At 65.3% G+C, this 23,588-nt stretch carries 26 protein-coding genes and 4 pseudogenes; 8 read left to right on the top strand and 22 right to left on the bottom strand.

Features of this window, described 5'->3' with window-relative positions:
- Positions 1 to 166: 166 nt before the first annotated feature.
- The 13 genes and pseudogenes from MQE23_RS43365 to MQE23_RS43395 form a co-directional block, all read right to left on the bottom strand.
- Positions 167 to 382 (bottom strand): efflux RND transporter permease subunit, encoded by a 216-nt coding sequence (locus tag MQE23_RS43365; protein WP_347710155.1) that lies wholly within the window; start codon positions 380 to 382, stop codon positions 167 to 169.
- Between the two features lie 86 nt (positions 383 to 468).
- Positions 469 to 597 (bottom strand): efflux RND transporter permease subunit, encoded by a 129-nt coding sequence (locus tag MQE23_RS43370; protein ID WP_279345095.1) that lies wholly within the window; start codon positions 595 to 597, stop codon positions 469 to 471.
- A gap of 249 nt (positions 598 to 846) precedes the next feature.
- Positions 847 to 1,098, bottom strand: a pseudogene (locus MQE23_RS00075) (efflux RND transporter permease subunit); the annotation flags it as partial.
- A gap of 513 nt (positions 1,099 to 1,611) precedes the next feature.
- The gene (locus MQE23_RS00080; RefSeq protein ID WP_243377783.1) at positions 1,612 to 1,842 is read right to left on the bottom strand and encodes an efflux RND transporter permease subunit; all 231 of its coding nucleotides are present in this window, start codon (positions 1,840 to 1,842) and stop codon (positions 1,612 to 1,614) included.
- 74 nt (positions 1,843 to 1,916) lie between these two features.
- Positions 1,917 to 2,051, bottom strand: a complete 135-nt coding sequence (locus MQE23_RS43375; protein ID WP_279345096.1) for an efflux RND transporter permease subunit — start codon at positions 2,049 to 2,051, stop codon at positions 1,917 to 1,919.
- Positions 2,048 to 2,293: an efflux RND transporter permease subunit gene (locus MQE23_RS43380; RefSeq protein ID WP_347710156.1), complete on the bottom strand. Its 246-nt coding sequence runs from the start codon at positions 2,291 to 2,293 to the stop codon at positions 2,048 to 2,050. Before MQE23_RS43380 ends, MQE23_RS43375 begins: the two co-directional genes overlap by 4 nt.
- On the bottom strand, positions 2,290 to 2,649 hold the full coding sequence (locus MQE23_RS00090; protein ID WP_243377784.1) for an efflux RND transporter permease subunit: 360 nt from the start codon (positions 2,647 to 2,649) through the stop codon (positions 2,290 to 2,292). Before MQE23_RS00090 ends, MQE23_RS43380 begins: the two co-directional genes overlap by 4 nt.
- 242 nt (positions 2,650 to 2,891) lie before the next feature.
- Positions 2,892 to 3,584, bottom strand: a complete 693-nt coding sequence (locus MQE23_RS00095) for an efflux RND transporter permease subunit (protein WP_279345097.1) — start codon at positions 3,582 to 3,584, stop codon at positions 2,892 to 2,894.
- Between the two features lie 107 nt (positions 3,585 to 3,691).
- On the bottom strand, positions 3,692 to 3,946 hold the full coding sequence (locus MQE23_RS43385; RefSeq protein ID WP_279345098.1) for an efflux RND transporter permease subunit: 255 nt from the start codon (positions 3,944 to 3,946) through the stop codon (positions 3,692 to 3,694).
- A gap of 101 nt (positions 3,947 to 4,047) precedes the next feature.
- Positions 4,048 to 4,293 (bottom strand): efflux RND transporter permease subunit, encoded by a 246-nt coding sequence (locus tag MQE23_RS00100; protein ID WP_243377785.1) that lies wholly within the window; start codon positions 4,291 to 4,293, stop codon positions 4,048 to 4,050.
- A 14-nt stretch (positions 4,294 to 4,307) separates the two neighbouring features.
- The gene (locus MQE23_RS00105; protein ID WP_347710157.1) at positions 4,308 to 4,673 is read right to left on the bottom strand and encodes an efflux RND transporter permease subunit; all 366 of its coding nucleotides are present in this window, start codon (positions 4,671 to 4,673) and stop codon (positions 4,308 to 4,310) included.
- A 522-nt stretch (positions 4,674 to 5,195) separates the two neighbouring features.
- Positions 5,196 to 5,294 carry an efflux RND transporter permease subunit gene (locus MQE23_RS43390; protein WP_279345099.1) on the bottom strand — a complete coding sequence of 33 codons (99 nt, stop codon included), beginning with the start codon at positions 5,292 to 5,294 and terminating at the stop codon, positions 5,196 to 5,198.
- Positions 5,285 to 5,458 (bottom strand): annotated as a pseudogene (locus MQE23_RS43395) (efflux RND transporter permease subunit); the annotation flags it as partial. The pseudogene MQE23_RS43395 and the gene MQE23_RS43390, both read right to left, overlap by 10 nt.
- Before the next feature lie 53 nt (positions 5,459 to 5,511).
- On the opposite strand from MQE23_RS43395, the gene MQE23_RS43400 reads away from it, so the two are divergent.
- Together MQE23_RS43400 and MQE23_RS43405 are read left to right on the top strand one after the other, a co-directional pair.
- The gene (locus MQE23_RS43400; protein ID WP_279345100.1) at positions 5,512 to 5,709 is read left to right on the top strand and encodes a hypothetical protein; all 198 of its coding nucleotides are present in this window, start codon (positions 5,512 to 5,514) and stop codon (positions 5,707 to 5,709) included.
- Between the two features lie 927 nt (positions 5,710 to 6,636).
- Positions 6,637 to 6,990 carry a hypothetical protein gene (locus MQE23_RS43405; RefSeq protein WP_279345101.1) on the top strand — a complete coding sequence of 118 codons (354 nt, stop codon included), beginning with the start codon at positions 6,637 to 6,639 and terminating at the stop codon, positions 6,988 to 6,990.
- Here MQE23_RS43405 and MQE23_RS43410 read toward each other — a convergent pair.
- Positions 6,974 to 7,264, bottom strand: coding sequence for a hypothetical protein (locus tag MQE23_RS43410; protein WP_279345102.1), 291 nt, complete (start codon positions 7,262 to 7,264; stop codon positions 6,974 to 6,976). The genes MQE23_RS43405 and MQE23_RS43410 overlap by 17 nt on opposite strands.
- Before the next feature lie 1,140 nt (positions 7,265 to 8,404).
- Complete coding sequence (locus MQE23_RS43420; RefSeq protein ID WP_279345104.1) at positions 8,405 to 8,689, bottom strand: hypothetical protein; 285 nt, start codon at positions 8,687 to 8,689, stop codon at positions 8,405 to 8,407.
- Between the two features lie 1,230 nt (positions 8,690 to 9,919).
- Here MQE23_RS43420 and MQE23_RS00130 point away from each other — a divergent pair.
- Positions 9,920 to 12,451: a DEAD/DEAH box helicase gene (locus MQE23_RS00130; RefSeq protein ID WP_243377786.1), complete on the top strand. Its 2,532-nt coding sequence runs from the start codon at positions 9,920 to 9,922 to the stop codon at positions 12,449 to 12,451.
- Between the two features lie 58 nt (positions 12,452 to 12,509).
- Here MQE23_RS00130 and MQE23_RS00135 read toward each other — a convergent pair whose 3' ends face one another.
- The 3 genes from MQE23_RS00135 to MQE23_RS00145 form a co-directional block, all read right to left on the bottom strand.
- Positions 12,510 to 13,442: a DUF4238 domain-containing protein gene (locus MQE23_RS00135; RefSeq protein ID WP_243377787.1), complete on the bottom strand. Its 933-nt coding sequence runs from the start codon at positions 13,440 to 13,442 to the stop codon at positions 12,510 to 12,512.
- Between the two features lie 499 nt (positions 13,443 to 13,941).
- On the bottom strand, positions 13,942 to 14,967 hold the full coding sequence (locus tag MQE23_RS00140) for a Gfo/Idh/MocA family oxidoreductase (RefSeq protein WP_243377788.1): 1,026 nt from the start codon (positions 14,965 to 14,967) through the stop codon (positions 13,942 to 13,944).
- 50 nt (positions 14,968 to 15,017) lie between these two features.
- Entirely contained in the window at positions 15,018 to 15,800 is a 783-nt protein-coding gene (locus MQE23_RS00145) for a TIM barrel protein (protein ID WP_243382396.1), read from the bottom strand.
- A gap of 182 nt (positions 15,801 to 15,982) precedes the next feature.
- Here MQE23_RS00145 and MQE23_RS00150 point away from each other — a divergent pair, with 182 nt between their 5' ends.
- Positions 15,983 to 17,008, top strand: coding sequence for a LacI family DNA-binding transcriptional regulator (locus MQE23_RS00150; protein WP_243377789.1), 1,026 nt, complete (start codon positions 15,983 to 15,985; stop codon positions 17,006 to 17,008).
- Positions 17,009 to 17,405: 397 nt separating this feature from the next.
- Positions 17,406 to 18,059: pseudogene (locus MQE23_RS00155) on the top strand (DUF3800 domain-containing protein); the annotation flags it as partial.
- Positions 18,060 to 18,182: 123 nt separating this feature from the next.
- On the opposite strand, the gene MQE23_RS00160 reads toward MQE23_RS00155, so the two are convergent.
- From MQE23_RS00160 to MQE23_RS00175, 4 genes are read right to left on the bottom strand one after another with little or no spacing between them, the layout of a single operon-like run.
- Positions 18,183 to 18,563 carry an SDR family oxidoreductase gene (locus MQE23_RS00160; RefSeq protein ID WP_347710158.1) on the bottom strand — a complete coding sequence of 127 codons (381 nt, stop codon included), beginning with the start codon at positions 18,561 to 18,563 and terminating at the stop codon, positions 18,183 to 18,185.
- Entirely contained in the window at positions 18,488 to 18,928 is a 441-nt protein-coding gene (locus tag MQE23_RS00165; RefSeq protein WP_243377790.1) for an SDR family NAD(P)-dependent oxidoreductase, read from the bottom strand. The genes MQE23_RS00160 and MQE23_RS00165 overlap by 76 nt, the downstream gene beginning before the upstream one ends.
- Complete coding sequence (locus MQE23_RS00170; protein WP_243377791.1) at positions 18,925 to 19,917, bottom strand: alpha/beta fold hydrolase; 993 nt, start codon at positions 19,915 to 19,917, stop codon at positions 18,925 to 18,927. The genes MQE23_RS00165 and MQE23_RS00170 overlap by 4 nt, the downstream gene beginning before the upstream one ends.
- The gene (locus MQE23_RS00175) at positions 19,914 to 20,834 is read right to left on the bottom strand and encodes a zinc-binding dehydrogenase (RefSeq protein ID WP_020269197.1); all 921 of its coding nucleotides are present in this window, start codon (positions 20,832 to 20,834) and stop codon (positions 19,914 to 19,916) included. The genes MQE23_RS00170 and MQE23_RS00175 overlap by 4 nt, the downstream gene beginning before the upstream one ends.
- Before the next feature lie 89 nt (positions 20,835 to 20,923).
- Here MQE23_RS00175 and MQE23_RS00180 point away from each other — a divergent pair, with 89 nt between their 5' ends.
- The 3 genes and pseudogenes from MQE23_RS00180 to MQE23_RS00190 all read left to right on the top strand — a co-directional run.
- The gene (locus tag MQE23_RS00180; protein ID WP_243377792.1) at positions 20,924 to 21,874 is read left to right on the top strand and encodes a LysR family transcriptional regulator; all 951 of its coding nucleotides are present in this window, start codon (positions 20,924 to 20,926) and stop codon (positions 21,872 to 21,874) included.
- A gap of 604 nt (positions 21,875 to 22,478) precedes the next feature.
- Positions 22,479 to 22,982 (top strand): hypothetical protein, encoded by a 504-nt coding sequence (locus MQE23_RS00185; protein WP_020269281.1) that lies wholly within the window; start codon positions 22,479 to 22,481, stop codon positions 22,980 to 22,982.
- A 22-nt stretch (positions 22,983 to 23,004) separates the two neighbouring features.
- A pseudogene (locus MQE23_RS00190) lies at positions 23,005 to 23,565 on the top strand (alpha/beta hydrolase); the annotation flags it as partial.
- Positions 23,566 to 23,588 lie beyond the last annotated feature (23 nt).

Genomic DNA, 23,588 nt, shown 5'->3' on the forward strand with positions numbered 1-23,588 from the left:
GTACAATTTAGCGCCACTGTAAGCCATAGTTCCAAGGGCGACGGGAATCTGAGCTGCTCCTTGGTCGGGCGCGTTCGGGGCGCCTACTAGAAAACACAGCGAACGTTGGGCGAACGAAACCTCCCCTAGAAATAGCATGTTATTAGATCTTTACCGTTACTCATGTTCAGTCGCCGACAGTGACAAATCCTTTCTCCGGGGCTTTGCGCCGAATATTCCTCAGCTTGTCGAAAAACAGATACACCACCGGGGTGGTATACAGCGTGAGGATTTGGCCCATCACCAGCCCGCCGGAGAATCGTGTGTGATGCCGAGCGGCTGTCTCAACTCCCGCACCGTCGCCGCTGGTCAGCACCAGCGGCAGCGCGCCAAAACAGCGCAGCCAGCGTGGTCATCATAATCGGGCGGAAACGCAGCAGGCAGGCCTGTAAATCGCGTCCTGCGCACTCAACCCGCCGCTGCGCCGTGCTACCAGCGCGAAATCCACTTCATCATGATCGCGTTCTTCTTCACGATCCCAATCAGCAGCATGATGCCAATCAGCGCGACCAGACCAAACGGTGCGCCGAACCACTCCAGTGCCAGCAGCGCGCCCAACGCCCGCCGAGGGCAGGGTAGACAGAATCGTCAGCGGGTGCACATAGCTCGCATACAGCACGCCCAGCACGATATACGCGGTGATAATCGCTGCCAGGAATCAGTAACAGTTGGGAAGACTGCGACTGCCGGAACGCCCGTGCCGTACCGGCGAACTGACCGCGTACCGCTGACGGCGCACGCCCGAGCGACGCATGGCTCTTTCTGTCGCTGCCGTCGCGCTGGAAAGATCGGTGCCCTCTGCGCAGGTTAAAAGAGATCGTCGAGGCGGCCGACAGCCCCTGATGATTCACCGAACAGCGGGGCGTCGATCGGCTTCCAACTGGCGAAGTAAGAGAGCGGAATGGGCTTACCTTCGTTATTGATCACGAACATCTTGTCCAGTGAACTGACGTCCTGCGTGTAGGCGTCGTCCACTTCCATCACCTGACCTCCATATTGGTTTAGCGGCTGGCAAATGGTCGAAATCTGACGCTGTCCGAAGGCGCTGCTGAGCAGCGCGTTGGCGGCAGAGTGACGCTGATGCCGAGCTGCGCCATCGCATCGCGATCGTAGGTGAGCGCCATTTCCGCGCCTTTATCCTCCGCTGATCGGAGTTCACGTCGGCTAGCTTCGGGCAGTTTGCTGGAAAGCAGCACGAATCTTGGGTTCCCAGCAGACGCAGCTCGCTCAGATCGTCAGACAGCAGCGTGTACCGGCATCCGGCGCTCGCTTCCCTGCCCGCCGATACGGATATCCTGCACCGGCATTAAAAACAGGTTGGTCACCGGGTTCTTTTGCCAGCTTGACGCGCAGGCGGCTGATCACCTGCTGCGCCGACACACTCGCGCTCGGACAACGGGTTTTCTTCAGCGAGATAAACATCGACCCGCTGGTTGGTACGCGATCCGCCGGTAAAACCCCTGGTTCACGCTATCCACCGCCGGGCCGCCGCTGACAACGGTCGCGAAGTTCTGGAGCTTGACCGTCATTGCCTGAAAAGAAATGCTCTGGTCGTAGCCTGAATGAAGCCCATCAGCCACCTGCATCCTGTTCCGGGAAGAAGGTCTTCGGAATGCTGATATACAGCCAGACGTTGAGCGCGATGGTGCCCAGCAGTGAGCAGCAACACCCAGCGTGTGCATGGTTGAGCACCCACTTCAGCGAGCGTCCATAGCCTTGTTGCACCGCCAGGCAATACACGATTAAAACCACGCGGTGCGCGGCTGGCTGCGTTTGGGCACGGCACGCAGCAGTCGTGCGCACAGCATCGGCGTGAGCAGTGAGCGAGATCAGTAGGTGAAATCTGGCGATCGCTTGCTGGCAGCGTGACGGCGAATTCACTGGAACAGCCGCCCCGGCAAGCCGTCCATCAGTAGCAGCGGGATGAACACCGCAACCAGCGACAGGCTCATGGATAAGACGGTGAAACCCACTTCGCGCACGCCCTGAAGCGACGCCCGTAGCGGCTTCACGCCCGCTTCGATGTGGCGGGAAATATCTCTCCAGCACCGTCGATGGCGTCATCCACCACGAAGCCAGTGGCAATGGCAAGCGCCATCAACGACAGGTTATTCAGGCTACAGCCGCGCAGGTACATCGCTGCAAAGGTGCCGATCAGCGATACCGGTACGGCCAGTGCCGGAATAGCGGTGGCTCGGCCGGAACGCAGGAACAGGAAGACGACCAGAATAACCAGCGCGACGGCGATAATCAGCGACTGCTCGACTTCCGCTGCACCGAGGCGCGAATGGTGGGCGAACGATCCTGCGCGACATCCAGCTGTATTTCAGCAGGCAGGCTGGCACGCAGTTCCGGCATCGCGGCGCGGATATTGTCTACCGTGGTAATAATGTTGGCATCCGGCGCGCGGCGAATCATCACCAGAATCGCAGGCTTCGAGTTCGCCATCCCCGCGTTACGGGAATTCTGCACCGAATCTTCCACGGTGGCGACGCCGCTCAGGCGGACGGCAGCGCCGTTGTTGCAGCGGATAATCAGCGGCGCGTAGGCATCGGCGGTTTTGAGCTCATCGTTGGTTTGTATCTGCCAGCTTTTCTGGCTGTTTTCCACATTCCCCAGCGGCTGGACGCACGTTTGCCTCGCGCAATAGCCTGCCGTACCTCATCAAGAGAAATGCCCCCTGATTAAACAGCGCCACCGGATTCAGCGCGACGCGCGTACGGCAGGGAGCGAACTCCCGCCGATGGATGACATCGCCGACGCCTTCCATTTGAGAGATTTTCTGTGACAGCTGGGTCGAGGCAAGTCGTATAGCTGCCCCTGACTGTAGGTATCCGAGGTCAGCGTCAGAATCATGACGGGGGCGTCGGACGGATTGACTTTGCGGTAGGTCGGGCGCGCCGACATACCGGACGGTAACAGGTTTCGTGCCGCGTTAGTGGCCGCCTGCACATCACGCGCGGCACCGTTGATATCGCGATCGAGGTTAAACACCAGACCGACGCGCGTGCTGCCGAGCGAGCTGGTGGAGGGGTCATTTCGCCAACGCCTGCGATCCTGCCGGAGTGCGCGTTCCAGCGGCGTGGCGACGGCAGAAGCCATCGTTTCGGCGAGGCACCGGGCAGCGAGGCGCTGACCGAGATCACTGGAAATCCACCTGCGGCAGCGGTGACACTGGCAACAGGCGGAAACCCAGCACTGCCACAGAGCGCGATGGCCAGCGTCAGCAGCAGGGTGGCGACGGGGCGGTGGATGAACAGGGCGAAGAACTTCACTCGGTTTCTTCCTCCTGACGGCGGCGCACGGCGGAAACGCGTCGCCAGACGGTCAAACAGCAGGTAGATCACCGGTGTCGTAAACAGCGTCAGGATTTGGCTCATGATCAGGCCGCCGACCATACAGACCCCCAGCGGCTGGCGCAGCTCCGCGCCGACGCCGGTGCTCAGCATCAGCGGCAGCGCACTCAGCAGCGCCGCCATCGCGGTCATCAGAATCGGCCGGAAACGCAGCAGACAGGCCTGATAAATCGCGTCACACGGTTTCATGCCCTGCTCCTGCCCGCCGCCAGCAAGCGAAGTCGATCATCATGATGGCGTTTTTCTTCACGATCCCGATGAGCAATATGATCCCAATAATGGCGATCACATCCAGCTCATTCCCCGCCATCATTAGCGCGCCAGCAGCGCGCCGACCTCGCCGTGGGCAGCGTAGACAAGATGGTGATCGGATGAATAAAGCTTTCGTACAGCACGCCGAGCACAATGTACATCGCGACAACTGCCGCCACGATCAACCAGACGGTGCTGCTCAGCGCCGACTGGAACGCCAGCGTACTGCCCTGAAAGCGGGTGGTGATATCCGCCGGCAGATTCAGCATCGGTTGCTCGGCTTGCAGTGCGGATGGCATCAACCGCTTCGCCTAGCGCATAGCCTTTCGCGACGTTGAAGGAGATCGTCGTCGATGGGAACTGGTCGATATGGTTGATCGCCAGCACTTCCTGACGCTCTTCAACGGTGGCAATGCCGGGCTGAGCGGAACTGCCATTCCGCCGTCGCTGCTGTGGATGAGGTGCGCACGTCGTTCAGCGCGTCCAGACCGGTGTTGTTCGTCGTATCGTGCTCCAGCACCACGCGATACTGGCTGGCCTGCGTATAGATGGTGGAAACCAGACGCTGACCAAAGGCGTTGTACAGCGCGCTGTCGACCCGTGACATCGTGATGCCCAGACGGCTATTGGCGCTGTCGCGGTTCACGTTGACATAAGCGTTTAACCGCCGCGCCGTCTTTGCCAATCGCTGCTGACATCCTCTAACTGCGGCAGCTTTTGCAGCTCGGTCATCAGCTCGGGCACCCACTGGCTCAGCTCGTCCAGCGACATCGCCCCGCAACGTAAACCGGGTACTCGCGTGCGGCTGATTTGGGTGTCGATGGTGAGATCCTGCACCGGTTGCAGATACAGCTGGATGCCGGGACCTGCGCCGCTTCGCCGTTGCGAAACGACTGATGATCTCTGGAATACGTTCCTGCTGCGTTCACCAAGTGGTTTCAGGTTGATTTGCAGTCGACCGCTGTTTAGCGCGGCATTCGTGCCGTCAACGCCGATAATCGAGTGACACGCTCTCCACCGCCGGATCTTTCATGATGATGGAGGCGACGCGCTGCTGGAAAACGGTCGGCCATATTACTGAACGAGACCGTCTGCGGCAGGTGCCCGTACTGTGCCCTGAATGATGCCGTTATCCTGTATCGGGAAGAAGCCTTTCGGGATCCAGATATAGAGCAGAACCGTTAGCAGCAGCGTACCGAGCGCGACGCCGAGCGTCAGCCACGGGACGGTTCAGCACTTTGCGCAGCCAGACGCCGTAGGCATCAATCAGGCGAGTGAAGAAACGCTTCGCTGGCGCGGGTAAAACGATTCTGTTTACGCAGCGACTGATGGCTCAGCATTCGCGCGCACATCATGGGCGTTAGCGTGAGCGACACGATCGGGCGGAAATCAGGATAGACACCGCCAGCGTGACGGCAAATTCGCGGAAGAGGCGTCCTGCAACGATATCGCCCATAAACAGCAGCGGGATCAGCACGGCGATGAGCGAGAAGGTCAGAGAGATAATGGTGAAGCCGATTTCACCCGCGTTTCACTTTCAGCGCCGCGTTAAGCGGCTTTTCCCCTTTTTTCGATATAGCGGGCGATGTGCTCAATCACCACGATGGCATCATCCACCACAAAACCGGTGGCGATGGTCAGCGCCAAGGAGCGTCAGGTTGTTGATGGAGAAACCGGGAGGGGAAATACATCGCGGCAAAGGTGCCAATCAGCGACAGCGGCACGGCGATACTGGGGATCAGCGTGGCGACGGCGTTACGCAAGAACAGGTAAATAACCATCACGACCAGCGCGATAGCTAACAGCAGCTCGAACTGGACGTCTCTTCACCGAGGCGCGAATGCTGGTGGTACGGTCAGTCAGCGTGGTGACCTTCGACGGAATTCGGCAGGCTGGCTTTCAACGCGGGCAGCATCTTAATAATGTCATGTCTGTCGTTGTGATGACGTTGGCACCCGGCCGCGCGCTTTCGAACGTTGATAATGATCGCCTGCTGCCGATTCGCCCAAGCGCGACCGATGAATATTCATCGGCAGCCTGCTCAATCGTCGCGACATCCTGAAGCCGCACTGGTGCGCCATTCTTCCACGCGACAATCAGCTTGCGGTAATCATCAACGGACTTCATCTGATCAAGCTGGCGGAGAGCGTGACCGAGCGCGTTTCAACCGTCCAGACTCCCCTTGGCGGAATTCACGTTGGCGGCAGTAATCGCGGTGCGGATCGTTTCGCTGGTCAAGCCGTACGCCGCCAGTGCTGGCGCGTTCAGCCTTACCCGCACGGCAGGACGCTGCCCACCGGCTAACGACACCAGTCCGACGCCCGCTACCTGCGAAATTTTCTGGTGCGATGCGGTTGTCTACCATGTCCTGAACTTGTGGCTACCGACATGGCGCTGGAGGTGTGACGGCCAGCGTCATAATCGGCGGATCTGCCGGATTCACTTTGCTGTAGGTTGGTGGGTAGGGCAGATCGTTAGGCAGCAGGCCAGCTGGTCCGCATTGATGGCGGCCTGCACATCCTGTTCGGCGACGTCCAGCGACAGCTCTAGCTGGAATTGAAGCGTGATAACGGATGCGCCGCCCGCGCTCTGCGTCGACACCTGTTTCCAGCCCGGACATCTGGCCGAACTGCCGCTCCAGCGGCGCGGTAATCGCCGACGTTACCACGTCGGGGCTGGCACCGGGATACAGGGTAATAACCTGAATCGTCGGGTAATCGACTTCGGGCAGGGCGGAAACTGGCAGCGCCCTGATAGCCGATAATACCGGCCAGCAAAGTAGCGATCATCAGCAGCGTCGTGGCGACCGGATCGCAGAATAAACAGGGCGTGATTTCACCACCGCCGCTGGCCGGAACGGTATCCCGCATCTGTGATTTCTCTCCCAGTGATGGCAGGCGTTTTCTCCGTCAGCGCTGGAGGGCATCGACTTCCACTTTCGCCCCTTTCGGTCAGGCGGCTACGGAGGCCGTCAGTCACGACCTGAACATTGAGCGTCCAGCCCGGCAGTCACTACAACCAACTGGCCGTACTGAATACTGGTGGTCACCTGACGCTTACTCACTTCATTTTTATCATTCAGAATCCAGACGAAGCGGCCTTCATTGCCCATCTGTACGGCGTGGCAGACGGCGCAACGACGGCGTTTTTCAGCGTGTCGACCTTCATACGGATATTCACGAACTGGTTCGGGAACAGGGCATCATCCAGATTGTCAAAACGCGCCTTGAGCTTGATCGTGCTCGTGGTAGAAGCCGATCTGGTTATCCATGCTCAGCAGGATGCCCTGCGAAAGTATCTTCTGATTGGCGCGATCCCATGCCGCTCTACCACGGGCGGCTGACCCGGATTTCTGCGCGCTCAGGATTGTGGCGATTTCCCGCTTCCGGCACGGTAAAGACGACATCGATAGGGTACGTTTGCGTAATCACGACAATGCCGTTGGTGTCGCTGCCGGTGATGTAATTCCCCACATCGACCTGCCGCTTTAACCCGATTCGACCACCAATCGGGGCGGTGATTTTGCCGTAATCCAACTGAAGCTGTGCGCCGGCTACGGCACCTTCATCGGCTTTTAGCGGTCCCTTCCGCCCGACGAACGGCGGCGGTCTGCGCATCCAGCTCCTGACGGGAGATCAGGTTGGTTTTCACCAACTGCTGATAGCGCGCTAAATCCTGTCGGGCGTTAGCCAGTGCGGCCTGATCTTTTGCCAACTGTCCCCAGTGCTCTGCGTCAGCTCAACCTGAAAATAGACGAGGCCGATTTCGCCAATAAGTCGCCAGCCTTAACCTGTTGCCCTTCCCGAAAATGCAACGCCATCACCCGACCGTTCACCCGCCGGCGCGGTGCCGTCACGGTATTGGCCGCCGTCACGGTGCCTAAACCGGACAGATATCAGGGGCACGGAAGCGGATTGCGTCAGCGCAGCCTGCACAAAGCCAGCGTGCGCATGGCAGCACGGCGTCCACCGCCACCGCTGTTGCTTCTCGGAATGTGACGTACGGGCGGCGTGCTGCTCACCCGCACCGGAGGTGGCAGGTGGCGTCTGGGCAAAATGGCGCCAGATCAGTACGGCAATAGCGACAACGGCGGCAAGTACCACAGCAGGCCTCGGATACGTTTGGCATCCATAGTGATGGATTACTCTCCTCCAGTGCTTGCGCGGGAAGCCACGGCGTAGCCGCATACTTCAGGCAGCATGTGCGTTTGGCTGCCTTACACCAGCACCGTTGGTAGACCAATGCCGTATTTTACCAGTTTGAACAAGGGATGCCGGACAAAATGACAGGAATCGGTGGACATGAGGTCAGGGTTTGCAGGTAAGAACCCGCGCGCGCTGGTGCCGCCGTGGATAGAGAGATGAAAGCGTCAGTAACGTGATGAAGTGATTGCGGCGTCCGCACCCGGCGATAGCGGCGGCGTGATGCTCGCCAGCGGTAGAACCAGGCGGTACCAGCTTTCTTCAGGCCGGAATACGTGGTGCCCGCGCTGCCCTGTTGTTCGTTCAGGGCCTTTTAACGCGTCGGCAATAATACCGATGGACGAGAAGTTGGCGAAGGACCAACCAGTGAACACGGTCGGTGATACCCACGCTGCGTGGAGACAGTTCGCCATGCCACTTTTTGCAGTTCCGGGATCGCCACAAATTCGTTAGAAACCAGTTTGGTTGCCATGATGCTACCAACCTGAAGGGCTTCGTGAGACGGAATACCCATGATCCATGCGAACGGATAGAACGCGTAGCCGAGGACTCTCCTCAAGCTGATGCCAAAAATGGCGTGCTGAAAAACTGCGTTGCACCGCGGCAATCAGTGCAATCGAAGCCGATCAGCATCGCGGGCAACGATAACGGCCACTTTGAAGCCTGCCAGAATGTATTCGCCCAGCATTTCAAAGAAGCTCTGATTTTCATGCAGAGTACCCAAACTGCAATCTCCGGCTCTTCACCGACTTTGTAGGGGTTAATCAGCGTATGCAGCACGATGAAGGCACTGAACATGTTCAGAATCAACGCAGCAACCACGAATTTGGCATCCAGCATGGACAGTGTACGCGCCGACGATAGACATCGAAACAGTCGACATGGCGGTCGCGGACATGGTGTACATGCGTTTTCCAGACATCTTGCCCAGAATGTCTTTGTAGGCAATGAAGTTTTCGGACTCGGCTGAGAATCACGCGAACTGACTGGCGTTAAAAGATTCCGCAGTTTACCCATGCCGTTCACTTTGGACACGACCGTACCAATCGCGCGGATGATGATGGGCAGCACTCTCATCGTGTTGCAGGATACCGATCAGCGCTGGAATGAAGACGATAGGGCAGAGTAACTTTAAAGAAGAAGGCCGAAATCAGGTTCTTCTCACCGTTAACCATGCCACCGAACACGAAGTCCGTCCCTTGACCTGCAAATCCGAGTAATTTGCCGAATACCGCTGCGAACCATTTGACGACACCTAACCCAATGTCCGAGTACAGGAAGAAGTAAGCGAGCAGAATTTCGATGACGAGTAGCTGAATAATAAAACGAATCCGCGAATGCTTTTACGATCGCGGCAGACGAGTAGCGCCAGCGCCGCAACAACAACCAGCCCGCGGAGTAACCTCGGGGCTGCGCCCCGAAGCAAGCGAACCACCGCGCTCCGCGCGGTGGTTGCGCTCCGCCCGCGGGAGCGCATGCCGAGTCACTGCGTGACTCGGCATCAACTCGCGGGCTGCGCCCGCTAGTTGGGCCTGCTTCGCTGCGCTTCGCAGGCCTTGGCCGCGTTGCGGCCGGCCGGGCTCACGCCCGGCGCAGGGCTTCCGCTGCGCTCCAGCCCCGAACCCCCGCGCTCCGCGCGGAAAAGCGGCAGCAGCAGGCGGTGGGGAGGCCGGGTGCGGACCGAATCGAGGGAGAAGGAAGGAGGTGACGGGGAGTCATTCAGGCGTGGAAGTGCTGGGCTGGGGCGAGGGTTGGAATCGCGATCGAGTGACCTCCCATCAGACTGCTTTCTGGTGTCGATACGGGCAGACTAAGAGGATCGCGCCACGTTCGGGGGATTTACTCGGCTGCTACTGCTTCATTTTGAAGCGTGAGATAGACTCTGGAGTCAGACAGAGGCGCCCCTGAGGGGCTGTGAGATTTGGGGATCACTTTTCCTCTCGCGTGATCGGTCCCGTTAACCCGGTCGAGGTGGCATCACCGTAGCCGATCGTGCACCGTCTACGTGCAGGTTTCCCGTTTCCTGTCGCGTCATGACACCCACCGGCCTACTGGAGAAGGCAGATCGGAATGGCAGCAATGGAACTCCGCCCCCACCAGCGAGAAGCCGTGGGCGCGGTACTACGCGCCCTCGAATTGCCTGCAAGATCTCTTGTGCCGGAGGGTGGTCTCCGGACTCAGGTGATCATGGCGACCGGATCCGGCAAGAGTCTCGTGGCCACCCGGAGCGCTGAGGAGCTCCGCGCGGGCCGGGTCCTGGTGCTCGTGCCCTCGTTGGATCTGCTCGCCCAGACTGAGGCCTCCTGGCGCGCGGGCGGGCGTACGGGCACGATGATCGGGGTGTCGTCCCTGCGCGGGGAGCAGGTGTCCTTCCCCAACACCACGGACGTGGACGAGCTGGTCTCTTGGGTGCGGCCGTTCGACAAGGTGACCGTGTTCGCCACGTACGCCAGCCTGGGGCTTGGCACGCTGGAGCGCGCGCACGAGGCCGGCCTTCCTGGTTGGGACCTGATCATCGTGGACGAAGCCCACCGCTGTTCCGGCCGGATCGGGAAGCCGTGGGCGGTGGTTCACGACAACACCCGGATCCCGGCCCTGCGTCGGCTGTACATGACAGCCACGCCCCGGCTGTGGCAGCTGGACGAGGACTCCGAGCAGGGCGCGCCGGGCGAGCTGGTGGCGAGCATGGAGGACGACCCCAACGGGCCGTTCGGGGCGCGCTGCTACACCCTGACCCTCTCGGACGCGATCGACCGGGGGATCTGTGCGCCGTATCAGGTGGTGTGTGTGGACGTCACCGACACCCAGCTCCAGGCCGCCATGCTGCTCGGTGCCGAGGGGCGGTCGGACCAGGTGCGCGGGGCCCGGCTCGCCGCGCTCCAGACGGCGCTGATCAAGGCGGCCTCGGAGGAAGGCTTCCGCCGCACGCTCACCTTCCATCACGTGGTCAAGGAAGCCGAGGCTTTCGCGGCCGGCCTCCCCCACATCGCCGCACAGCTGCACGACGCGGACCCGGAGCTGTACCCGGCCACCATCTGGGCGGACTGGCTGTGCGGCGACCACAAGCCCAACCACCGGCGGCGGGTTCTCGGGGAGTTCGCGTCCGGGATCGCCACGGACGGCACGATCGTGGAGAAGGGCTTCCTGAGCTCGGTGAAGGTCCTCGGAGAGGGAGTCGACACCAAGAACTGCGACTCCGTCTACTGGGCCGACGTGCGCGGCTCCATGCCCGACCTCGTCCAAGCCGTCGGCCGCGCGCTACGCATGCAACCCGGTGAGGGCAAGGTCGCCTCCCTCGTGGTGCCGGTGCTGCTGGGGCAGGGCGAGACGGCGGACAACATGCTCACCTCCCGGGCGTTCGGCGGGTTGGCGAAGCTGCTGGAGGCGCTCAGGGCGCACGATGCCCGGGTGGTGGAGCAGCTCGCCGAGCAGCAGGCGCCAAGCCGTGTCAGGGGCGTACAGAGCCGCAGCGGGGGCCAGGAGAGCCGGGGCGAGGGCAACGGGTCCGGCGGCCCGTCGGCGCCCGCCCGCCAGTTGCTGAAGTTCTCCACGCCGCGCGACCCCGCGCAGCTGGCGGTGTTCATCAACCTACGGGTCCTCAACCCCGAGCACGAGCACTGGCGCCGGGGCGTGGAGGCCGCCGTCATCTACACCCGCGAACACGGCGACTTCAAGGTCCCCTTCACGTACCGCGTGCCGGAGGGTGAGGAGGCTCAGGATGAGGGGTGGCCGGCGTCGCTGGCCAATTTCCCACTGGGGCAATGGATCGCCGACGCTCGCCGCTTCTACGCCCGCGGGGCGCTGGACGAGGACCGCATCGAGCAGCTGGAGAAGCTCGGCATGATCTGGTCGCACTACGACGTCGCCTGGGAAGAAGGCCTCGCCGCGGCACGCGGGTGGGCCGCCGAACACGGACACCTCCTGGCCCCGCTGGACGCCACGTTCCAGGGGGCGAAAGTGGGGATCTTTCTCAAGAACGCGCGGGCCGCCGCCCGGAAGGCCGCCGAGATCGAGCAACGGCGAGCCAAAGGCCTGCCCGTCGGATCGTCAGCCGGCGCAATGTCGCAGGAGCGGCGCGAGCAGCTGGAGGACATCTACCCGTCCTGGTGCCCCACCTGGCCCGTGGAATGGCAACGCGCCTTCCACCTCACCCGACAGCACCTCGAAGCCGGCAAACTGCCCACCGAACCCGGCAAGGTCGTGCACCAGGGCGAAGACCTCGGACGATGGGTCCGGGCGCAGCGGCTCGGCTTCGACAAGCTCACCACCGTGCAGCAGTGGATGTGCGAACACATCCTCGGAATCACACCCGCCACCGAGCACGAGAAACCCAAACCGCGCCGTACACAAGCCAGCAAATGGGCCCTCAACTACACCGCCGCCAAGCAGTTCTACGAGCGCGAGGGGCACCTTCGAGTACCCAGGCAGCATGTCGAGCGGATCGTCATCGGGGGCGGCGACGGAGACGGCGACAGCGGCGAGGACCAGGAGGAGCGGGAGCTCCGGCTTGGGGCATGGGTCGGGAATCAGCGGAGCAGGGCCGCGACGCTGTCGCCGGAGCGGGTGGAGCAGCTGTCCGCGATCGGGATGCGCTGGTCGTAGCGCACAGGCGTAGCTGTGGGTCGGGCGGGACTTCTGCCCGGCCCACAGCTGTGTGGTCTCACCGGCGGGTCGTGTACATGTGCAAGATGTCGCCCATGGGCTCTAGCGTGCCGTCCGGGTTCTCCTGCAAGCCGGGGCCCGAGTTGAAGCGCAGTGTGGGCCCGCGCTTGCTCAGCTGGACTCTGTCGAGCGCGGCGGGCCGGTCCGGGTGCCCGATGACGGCCTGCTCGCAGGTGTCCGCGAGGTCCTGGTTGCAGCTGTTCACTCGGCTGAGCCTGACCTCTTCCGCGGATGTGCCGTGCCCGGGGACGAGCACGAGCTGAGCCGTGGGGCTGACCGGGAACCTGATCTCGTGAGCACCCTCCAGGCCGAACCCTTGGTGGGCGTCCTCCGGAGTTTCCGGGCGCCAGAGCACCAGGGGCGCGTCGGAGGTGAGGAAGATCGGCTTGCGGCAGGTCTCGAGCCGCCAGTGCCGGGCACGGTACTGCGGGATGCGCACCCGGACCGAGCTGAGCGTCACGGCGACCGCTTCGTCGTGGGTGGGGTCGTTGCCCCCGTTCATCGCCCGCATGCCGTGGTAGTAGTCCCAGGCACCCTGGGCTTCGGCTTCCCGTGGCGGGTGACCGAGATGCTTGCGCGTGAGGTACTCGGTCATCAGCGCCAGGTCGACCTCCCGGCCGTTCGCGTATGCGGTGACGTTCCGCTCGAAGAGCGGACCCGTGCGCTTGCGCGGTGTCCTGGCCATCTGCACGGCCAGGTAGAGGCACGGCAGCTCGCGGTCGTCGGTGCCGACGTCCGGAGGCATTCCCGTCTCGTCTATTCGGCGCAGGGCGGCAAGACCTCTCCCTTCCAGGCCGCTGAGCTCGTGCTCGATGGCCGTGGAGGGCATGCCGTTGTCGTCCGTGATCGTGTAGAAGCCGGTCTCGGCAGCGACGTTCTTGACGTTGGCGAGGTGCGTCTTCGGCGGGCACCGGCGCCTCACCCTGACCATGTCGCTCGCCCGAATCGTGCCAGGTGGCTCTGAGGCACGTAGTGGTGATGTTTCGGTGCGGACACGTCGCCCAGCGTAAGCGGCCCGGCGGTCAGCAACGACGGAGTTTCTCCGGGCTGCGTGGAAGGCATAGCCGCATGACCTGGTCCTTGCCCGAGCCGATGCTCACCGTGGCCGTGGAAAGCCCTGACTTGCCCGCTGGGTGGGCCGCGGAGCCGAAGTTATGGAGAGGGTTTGCCATTGTGCGTTGTCCATGGCCAAGTCAGGACCATGAAGGGCGGCTGGCCACTCGCACAGATCGCCGCACCCGTCGGTGTCGGTGGACTGATCGCCTCCGTCGTTGCCCTGTCCGTCGGTTCATCCCTCTTCAGACGTCTACTAGTCACCGACACCCCCGCCGCACTCGAGCAGCGGGGGTGTCGCATGTTGGACTGGCCTGGCCGTCACCCGTACTTGTCACACGGCGCCGGGGTCCGCGCTGCGGCCGAAGACCCGTGCTTCACAGGTCTTGGAGCTTGTCGACGCGGACGGGACCGCCGGTGGTGACGGACTGGACGGCGGCGAGGGCGATGGCCAGGGCAGCGCGTGCGTCCTCGCCGGTGGCGGAGGGGGGGCGCTCGGTGCGGACGCTGTCGGTGAAGTCGGCGAGTTCGGCCACATAGGCGTCGTGGAAGAGGTGCTGGTCGTAGGTGACGCACTCGGCGGCGACGCCGTCCGGGCCGTATGCGGTCAGGTGGGTGCGGCGGACGTCGCCCATGGTGAGCATCCCGGCCGAGCCGAGGACCTCGGCGCGTACGTCGTAGCCGTAGACGGCCTGGAAGCTGGCCTCGGCGGTGGCGAGGGCGCCGTTGTCGAAGCGGACGGTGACGACGGCGGTGTCGAGCAGGCCGCGGTCCTTGAAGTCGGGGCGGATCAGGGCGTCCGCCATGGCGAAGACCTCGACGGGTTCGGCACCGGGATTGAGGTGGCGCAGGACGTCGAAGTCATGGATGAGGGTCTCCAGGAAGATCGTCCACGGCGGTATGCGGGCCGGGTCGGCCAGAGCGGGGTCGCGGGTGAGCGAGCGCAACAGTTGCGGTGTGCCGATGGCGCCGGCGGCGATCTTCTCGTGGGCGGCCCTGAAGCCCGCGTCGTAGCGGCGGTTGAAGCCCACCTGGAGGGGCACGCCCGCATCCGCGGCGGCCGCGATGGCGCGGTCGGCCTCGGCGAGGGTGATCGCCATCGGCTTCTCGCAGTAGACCGCCTTGCCCGCCTTGGCGGCCGCCTCGACCAGGTCGGCGTGGGTACGGGCCGGGGTGGCGATCACCACCGCGTCGATGTGCGGGTCGGCGAGCAGTTCACCGATGTCCGTGTAGGCGGTGGCGCAGCCGAGCCGGTCGCCCAGGCTCCGCGCGGCGCCCGGGGTGGGGTCGGCGATGGCGACGAGCCGGACGCCCGGGAGGCGGTGGGCGAGGGTCTCGGCGTGGAACGAACCCATCCGTCCGGCGCCGAGGAGGCCGACGGCGAGAGGCTGCTGGGTGGTCATGCGGGTGCTCCGTACGTCGTCGTCAGGGTAGGTACAGGCAGTGGAGACAGTCAGACGGTGAAGGCGGAGCGGAAGCGCTCCAGAGCGAGCTCGCTGTCGCCGGAGGCCCACGCCTCCATCGCCACCGTGCCCTCGTAGCCGAGGCCCACCAGGGCGCGGGCGACGGCGGGGTAGTTGATCTCCCCGGTTCCGGGTTCGCGGCGGCCGGGGACGTCGGCCACCTGGATCTCGCCGATCAGGCCCAGGGCATGGGCCCTGCGGACCAGCTCGATCAGATTCCCCTCGCCGATCTGGGCGTGGTAGAGGTCCAGATTCATCCGCAGCCCGGGCCGGTCCACGGCCGCGACCAGGGCCAGGGTGTCGGCGGCCGTCGCGAACGGCACCCCGGGGTGGTCGACGGCGGTGTTGAGGTTCTCCAGGGTGAAGACGACCCCGGCGCTCTCGCCCAGCTCGGCGAGGCGGGTGAGCGTGCGGTGGGCGGCGATCCACATCTCACCGGTGACCTCACCGGTCACCGGCACCACCGGCAGGCCCTGGCCGTCCAGTCCGGTGCCGTGCAGGTTCAGGCGAGGGCAGCCCAGTTGCTCGGCCGCCTTGAGTGACTCCTCGGCGGTGCTCAGGAGTTCGGCCGCGCCCTCCTCGTCGGTCAGACTGCCGCGGATGTAGCCGGTCATGGAGGAGAAGTTGGCCGGGGTCCGGGCCAGAGCGGCAAGGTCGTGCCGGGTCCAGTCCCAGATCTCGACCTGGAAACCGGCGTCGTGGATGCGCCGTGCCCGCTCGTCGATCGGCAGTTCCAGGAAGACCATCTCGGCGCAGGCCGCCAGTGTGTACATCGCCACGTACCTCTCTCCGCGACTTCGGGCTAGAACGTTCAAGGAACTAGAACGTTCTAGAACTCCGTGGAGCAGCAGTACGACAGCTGTCGCCCTCCCCTGTCAAGGCTCCGGTGGCGTGTGAAAGCTAGAACGTTCTATAGTCGACTCTGCAGGAGACGACCCCGACCAGGGAGGACGGGTTGCCGGCGACCCCAGCGGTCCCCAACGGAAAGCGACCGACGCTCGCCGACGTGGCGTCGCGGGCAGGGGTGTCCACAGCGCTGGTCTCCATCGTGATGCGTGGAGCGAAAGGGGCCGGCCAGGCCACCCGCGAGCGCGTCCTTCAGGCCGCGCGGGAGATCGGTTACCGACCCGACGCCCGGGCCCGGCTGCTCCGCAGCCACCGCTCCCATCTGCTCGGGGTGCAGTTCGGCCTCCAGCATCCGTTCCACTCCGACCTGGTGGAGGGCATCTACGCGGCGGCCGAACCGGCCGGGTACCAGATCGCGCTGAGTGCCGTGGCCGCCGGGCGCGGCGAGCAGCGCGCCGTCGAGACGCTGCTCGACGACCGCTGCGAGGCGCTGATCCTGCTCGGCCCGCAGGCCCCCGCCGCGCGGCTGGCGGAACTCGCCGGGCAACTGCCGGTCGTCTCCGTGGCCCGCCGGCTGCGGCCGTCCGTCCCGGGCCTGGAGGTCGTACGGACCGCCGACGACGAGGGAGCCGGCCAGGCGGTGGACCACCTCGTCGCTCTGGGCCACCGCGACATCGCCCACATCGACGGCGGCCGGGCACCGGGCGCAGCCGACCGGCGCCGCGGCTACCGCACCGCCATGAACCGCCACGGCCTGGGCGAACTCATCCGCATTCTCCCCGGCGGTCTCACTGAGGAGGAAGGCGCCGAGGCCGCCCGAACCCTGTCGGCCACCCGCCCGCGCCCCACCGCCGTACTGGCCTTCAACGACCGCTGCGCGACCGGCGTACTCGACCTCTTCCTCCGCTCCGGCGTCGCGGTCCCCGGCGACATCTCCGTCGTCGGGTTCGACGACAGCCATCTGGCCCGCCTGGCCCACATCGACCTCACCACCGTCGGACAGGACGTCGCACGCCTCGCCGGGCTCGCCGTCGGCCGGGCCGTCGCACGCCTGGAGGGTGCGGAGATCCCCGCCGGGGAACAAGTCATCACCCCCCGTCTCGTCGTCCGGGGAACGTCCGCCCCGCCCCCCTGAAGGCAGATCCCGGGCGTGCGCGGCCTGTGTGTTCCACGGCGACGACGCCGATCACACCGAGAAAGTACCGGTTCGACTCGACGTCGTACATGCCGACCGGCCTGATCAGGAACGGCTGCCCCTCGGGCACACGCCACTCGTCCGGTTGCTCATCGAGGCCGCAAACAGCTCGCTGAACTCCCGCCGCTGTCTTCCGGCAGGTCCCGTCGTACGCTCCTGAGCCGATTGCGCGCTGAGGGGGCGGCGCAGGCTGATGTGGCTGGGCCGAGGACGGGAGACAACGAGTGCGGCTGATCTTCATCGATGACAGCGGGCAGCGGCGCCCTCGCCGGGAGCACCTCGGCGAGCTCGTCTCGGTGGGCGCTAGTCATGTTCCCGGAGGACCAGGTGGCGCAGTACAGCCGCGCGAATCGACCAGCTCCGGACCGAGGTCGGAATGCCAGGCGGCGAGGAGTTTAAGTGGAAGCCGTCCAAGGGGAGCTGGCTGGACAACGCCGGCGGCGAAGTGGTGAAGGGCGCGCGCCGCCGGATGCTGGAGATCGCCGGGCAGTGCGGCGTCCGTACGGCCGTGGTGATCTGGGACCGTGGCTGTGCGGACTGGGACAAGGAGTACGCGGCCAACGCGATCCTGGGCTACCTGTACGAGCGCATCGAGAGGGAGCTGCAGACCACGAACGAGCGTGGGGTCGTCATCGCCGACGAACCTGGCGGTGGCAGGAAAGACCAGACGAAGTGGCTGACGGAGGCGCTGGACCTCACCACGGTCGGTACCACCTACGTGAAGCCGGACCGTGTGGTGATGCCCATCGTGACCGCCCCGTCCGATCACGTCCCGCACCTGCAGCTCGCCGACCTCGTGACTGCCGCGACCACCGCCGCCGTCGCCGGTCTGCGCAACGGCCTGGAGCTCATCGAGCTGCTCAAGCCGCTTGCCCGGCGCAACGCCTGCGGACGCATTGGAGGATCTGGTCTCGCGCTGGTCCCGCGAGATCCTCTCATCGGCCTCAATGCACCGACGAAAGTCGCTGACCTGGTCCTACGCAGGTGCTGATGGAGATCGTCTCCCACACTCTGCGGCTGCCTTTCCCACGGTCGAGGACGAAGGCTGGAGGGCGGTCGGCAGCGCAGCAGCCCCCGCAGAAGCTGGCTGGCTGCGAGTGTGCGCGGCCGATCATCAGGCGGGTACGGCACCGACCAGGCCGCCGTCGATGACGAGATCCTGGCCGTTGATGTAGGACGCGTCGGACGAGGCGAGGAACGCGACAGCCGCAGCGACCTCTTCCGGGCGTCCGAAGCGGCCGGCGACAATCTGGCCGGTGACCGCCGCTGCCTCCGCTTCGCTCAGTGCGTCGGCGGGATACATCGGGGTGTCGATATAGCCGGGGCTGACGGAGTTGACGCGGATGCCGCGCGGGGCGAGTGAGGCAGCCAGGGTTCGGGCCAGGTTGTGCACGGCGGCCTTGGCCGCCGAGTAGAGGGTCAGGACGCTGTTGCCCCGGTGGAGGGTCCAGGAGGCGTTGATGACGATCGAGCCTCCGTCCGCCAGTAGCGGCAGTGCCTTTGGACGGTGAAGAACACGCCCTTGAAGTTGACGTCGATACCGTGGTCGAAGTCCGGCTCGGTGATGTTCTCGAACGGCAGGAATGTGCCGGTGCCCGCGTTCGCGAAGAGGCCGTCCAACTGGCCGTGACGGTCCCGGACGGTCTCCATCAGCGCTTCCACCGCGCCGAGGTCGGCGGCGTCGGCCACGATCCCCGAGGCGTTGGAGCCGAGCTCCTTGACTGCGGAGTCCACCCGTGCGCGGGTGCGGCCGGTGACGATGACGTGGGCGCCTTCGGCGACAAGGCGGTGTGCGGTCGCCAGACCCATGCCGCTGGTGCCGCCGGTGATGAGGATGGTCTTGCCGAAGAAGCGGTTCATGCTGATGTTCCCGTCAGGGTGTGCGTGAGGTGGTCGCTGAGGTGGGGCAGCCAGTCGGGCCGCGCGTTACCAAGGAGGTGGTCGCCGTGCGGGACGGACAGGCAGGTGCCGTGCGGCGCCAGACGGGCCAGGGGCTCGCCGTTCGTCACGCCGGGGATGACGTCCTGGTCGCCGTCCACGACCAGCAGCGGAGCCGCGATGCGGGGGGCCAGGGCGGCGAGGTCCACGTGACGTACGAACTCGTGGGCGGCGTCGGCTCCTCCGGCGCGATGGGCCATGATGTCCCGTACCGGCGGGGGCAGTTCCTCCCAGTCGAGGCGGAAGGGACCGCTGACGGTGGCGACGGCTGCCACACGCGGCTCAAGCGCCGCGGTCCGGGCCGCGAAATAGCCGCCCAGGCTCAGGCCGACAAGCCCGATGCGCGCGACGCCGAGGGCGTCGATGACCCGGCCCACGACCCGCTCGTAGTCCGGCACGAAGGTCGTGGTGGCCGCGAGCACGCCCTGTCCGGGGCCGTCCATCGCGAACACCGCCAGCCCTCTGGCCAGCAGCGCGGACACCAGATCGAGGAACTCCTCCTTGGCCGAGTCCAGGCCGGGGACGACAACCACGGTCCCCGGCGCGTTGGAGGGGCCACGCAGCCAGCCGGTGAATCCCTCACCACTCACCCGCCGCGCACCAGGCTCCAACACGGTGAGAGCTCTACTCAAGGCGTGATCCGCCTCGACGGCAGCACGATGCGCTTCCGCGTACGGCGCCAGGGTGGCCAGGTGGAACCACCGGGCCGCCATCAGCAGGTACTCCCCCGCTGAGCGGGACGATCCCGCGTCCTCCGCGCGCTGGAGGTAACTCTGTCCGGTGCGCAGGAAGGCCGGCCCCCAGTCGGCGACGGAGGTGAGGCCATCGGTGACGCGCTGGTACTCGTGCGGGTCCACGCCTGCACCGGTGGCGCGTGTCCACTGGGCGGCGGCGAATTCGGCGGTGCTCATCGTGCTCCTCCGGTCAGCAGGACGGCCTTGCCGCGTATCCGGCGCTCTCGCAGGTCCACAAGGGTGTCGGCGGTCTGTGCCCAGTCGGTGGTGCGGCCGATCTCCGGGTGCAACCGGCCCTGTTCCACGAGGCTCACCAGTGCTGAGAGATCGGAGCCGTATGGGGCGCCGGCGTAGTGAAAGTGCTGGATCGTGACCCGCTCGGGCCCGCCGAGGAGTTGGAAGAAGTCGAGGGACACCGGGGTGCGGCTCGCCTGACCGAACCAGACGAGCAGGCCACCCGGGCGCACCTTCGACAGGGCGAGTGCCAGGCCGGGCCCACCCGTGGACTCCAGCACGACATCGAACGGCCCTTGAGCCGCCGCGACGTCGTGAACCACATTCGCACCCAGTTCCGCGAGCCGCTCGCCGCGCACCGGCGTGGACGTCACCGCGGTCAGCTCGGCTCCTGCCCCAACCGCAAGCTCGGTGACGTAGTGGCCGACGCCACCTGAGGCGCCGGTCAGCAGTACCCGTCGGCCGGCCAGCGAACCGGCCGTACGCAGCAGCCGCAGAGCAGTGATCCCGGCCAGGGGCAGAGCAGCGGCTCTCGCGCTGTCGATGCTGTCCGGGAGCACCGTGAGCGAGTGCGTGGGCACGGCGGCGTACTCGGCCCAGCCGCCCTGCGCCGGGTGCCCGACCACGCGGGTGCCGATGCCGGGGCCGGAGCCATCGGCTGCGGCCTGTACGACGAGCCCTGCGATGTCCTTGCCGGGCAGCAGCTCCGGCCGGGGCTGTTCGAGAAGGAATGTCTCGCCCCGGTTCGGGGCGAACGCCTCGACTTTGATCAGTGCCTCACCGGGCTCCGGCACGGGCTGGGGGACCTCGGCGAAGGCGACCGGGCGCGCCGCGTCTCCCGTGGGAATCAGTCTTTGCATGGAAATGATGCAACCCCCGGGGCCACCCCGCGATCCAACAACAGCTGAGCAAAGCCGACAACATTTGGTTGTCACCTATGGTGGGAGCCATGGATCTCGACGTGGCGCAGGTACGTGCCTTCGTGCGCACCGCCGAGGAACTGCACTTCGGGCGGGCAGCCGGGACGCTCGGCATCTCCCAGCAGGCGCTGTCCAAGAGGATCGCGCGACTGGAATCCCTGCTCGGCACCGAGCTGTTCCAGCGCGGCGGCAACGGCGTACGCCTCACCGAAGCCGGACAGCGCTTCCTCCCACCAGCCCGGCAGACCGTGGCCGCCGCCGACACCGCAGTCGCGGCGGCAATCGACAAGGAACGTCCGCTGCACGTAGACGTCTGGGGGCACCTCTACGCGCCGATGCGGACGCTGGCCCAAGTCGCCGGACGCGCCGGGGAACTGGCGCTGGGGCACGGGCGCGATCTGCCGTCGGTGACAACGGCACTGCTGAACGGCGACATCGACGCGGCCTTCGGCCGCGTCCACCCCCCGCTGCCCGACGGCCTAGCACACCGCCTCGTCCGCCTCGAACCGGTGGACGCCGTACTGAGCGCGGACCATCCGCTCGCAGCCGAACCGGCTCTGCGGCCCGGCCAACTACGCGACAGCACGCTGTGGGCACCCAGCGCGCTGAACCGGCTCGACTTCCTCCACCGGTTCGCCGACCGATTCGACATCCAGAACACGGCCACGAGCGTCAACCTGGGGCCCGCCCACTTCCTCGCCGAGGTGACAGCAGACCCGCGACGCTTCTCGCTGATGCCTGCCGATGTGCCACTGCCGCAGGTCCCCGGGTTGCGCTCCCTCCCCCTGGTCGATCCCACGCCGCTATACGCCTGGTCACTGCTGTGGCGCACCGGAAACGGCCACCCAGGGCTGAACAGCCTCGCCGCCGCCTGCGCTGAGGAAGCAGGACGAAGCCGATGGCTGGAGTACGACCCGACCGGCGACTGGCTGCCCGAACCACCCACGAACCATCCCCGGAACGGGAGTAAGCAGCACTGAGCAGTACTGCCCCAAACGTGCCCTCCCCACCGAGAGCAGAACCGGACCCGATCCGGGCAAGGCTGCCACGGCCGGTGAACATCGGCACCGAGATGGGCCGACACCTTCGTAAGGACGGACTCATCGTGATCAAGTGAGCCAGTATCGTCGGCACTGCCAGACACCTTCCACCGGTGTCCCACCTCTACTTCTGGGTGCTCAGTGAGACCAACTACCACAAAAGCGGCCGCGCCTACCCCATCGGCCCGACTGATTCGCCTTTCTCCCAGCCGGGGCGTCTCTTCCAACACCACGACGGCCTGCCGACCGCCGAGTCCAAGGGGCCTGGTGGCGTGGAGCCCTCGTTACATTCTGGGTTGCGGTCTCGACGGCCCTGCAGCGTCGAGCGTCGGCGCGGTGGAGGCGCACAGCGGGGCTCCCGTTGTGTGCCCCACGACCTGATGTGAACTGAGAAGCCGTTGCCATACCGATCATGGAGTCTGTCGATCGAACGGGAGTCTCGATCGGGTGATCGCGGGCCCTGCCCAGCATGAGAGCAGGGCCTGGCGGTATGCGGGGAAAATCCAGGGGAGCGGACGGCCGCGCGCTGTTACGGTCGGACGCCATGAGCTGGCTTCCCGATGACTTCGTCCACCCCGTCCTGGTACCGCTGCCGGGCGGTGGTCATCACCTGCGGCCGATCCGGGAGGCGGACACCCCGCTCGACTATCCGGCTGTGATGGGCTCGCGCGAGCGGCTGTGGACCATCTTCGGCCCGGCCTGGGGCTGGCCCGCGGCCACCATGACCTACGAGGCCGACCAGGCCGACCTGTTGCGGCACGAGAAGGAGATCGCCGCACACCAGTCCTTCAACTACGCGCTGTTCGACACGGCGGAGACAGCTCTGCTCGGCTGTGTCTACATCGACCCACCGGAGAGGGCCGGCGCGGACGGCGAGATCTCCTGGTGGGTGGTGGACGAGCTGGTGGGCAGCAAGGTCGAGCAGGCCCTCGATGCGCTGGTGCCGCAGTGGATCGCCGCCGACTGGCCGTTCGAGCAGCCGCGCTTCCTCGGCCGCGAGATCTCCTGGTCGGACTGGCTCGCCCTGCCGGAGCATCCCGACACGTAAGTGGTTGTTGCACGACACCCTCTCGCTGTCGTCTTCTGACCTGGTCAACAAGATCGCGTTTCGGAAGTTCTACGAGGCGGCCGACTACGCGGGCCTGGCTACGGCGATCGCGGGAATGGAGGCGAGCAAGCCGCTGCCCGCGTCGCCCACCTCGACAGCGCCGCTGCCTCCGGCCACGCCGGTCTTCTGCTCGGACTGGCACCTGCCAGTGCGCGACTACAAGGAGTACGCCTCGCTCGTCGCCATGATGAACATGACGGCGCCTGACCTGCCTTACCTGCTGCCGATCCACATGACAGCGGCGTGTCTGGGCGCGCCGACCGCCAACCCGCAGCACCGCCTGGACGTACACGGTGCCCCGCCGATCCTGGTGTCCAACGCGCTGCACGACCCCGCCACCGGCTACCCGTGGGCGGTCTCGGTGGCCCGGCAGCTCGGCCGCAGCGGCGTGCTCCTCACCTACGAGGGCCACGGCCACGGCAGCGTCACCAGCGGCCCATGTATGGAGGACGCCGTGGACAGCTACCTCACCGACCTGGCAGTCCCACCGCGGGGCACCAGCTGCCCCGCCGTGCCGACCTGACCACTCGCCGATCCGGATCCGCC

The organism is Streptomyces sp. HP-A2021 (assembly GCF_022807935.1).
Lineage (GTDB): Bacteria > Actinomycetota > Actinomycetes > Streptomycetales > Streptomycetaceae > Streptomyces > Streptomyces afghaniensis.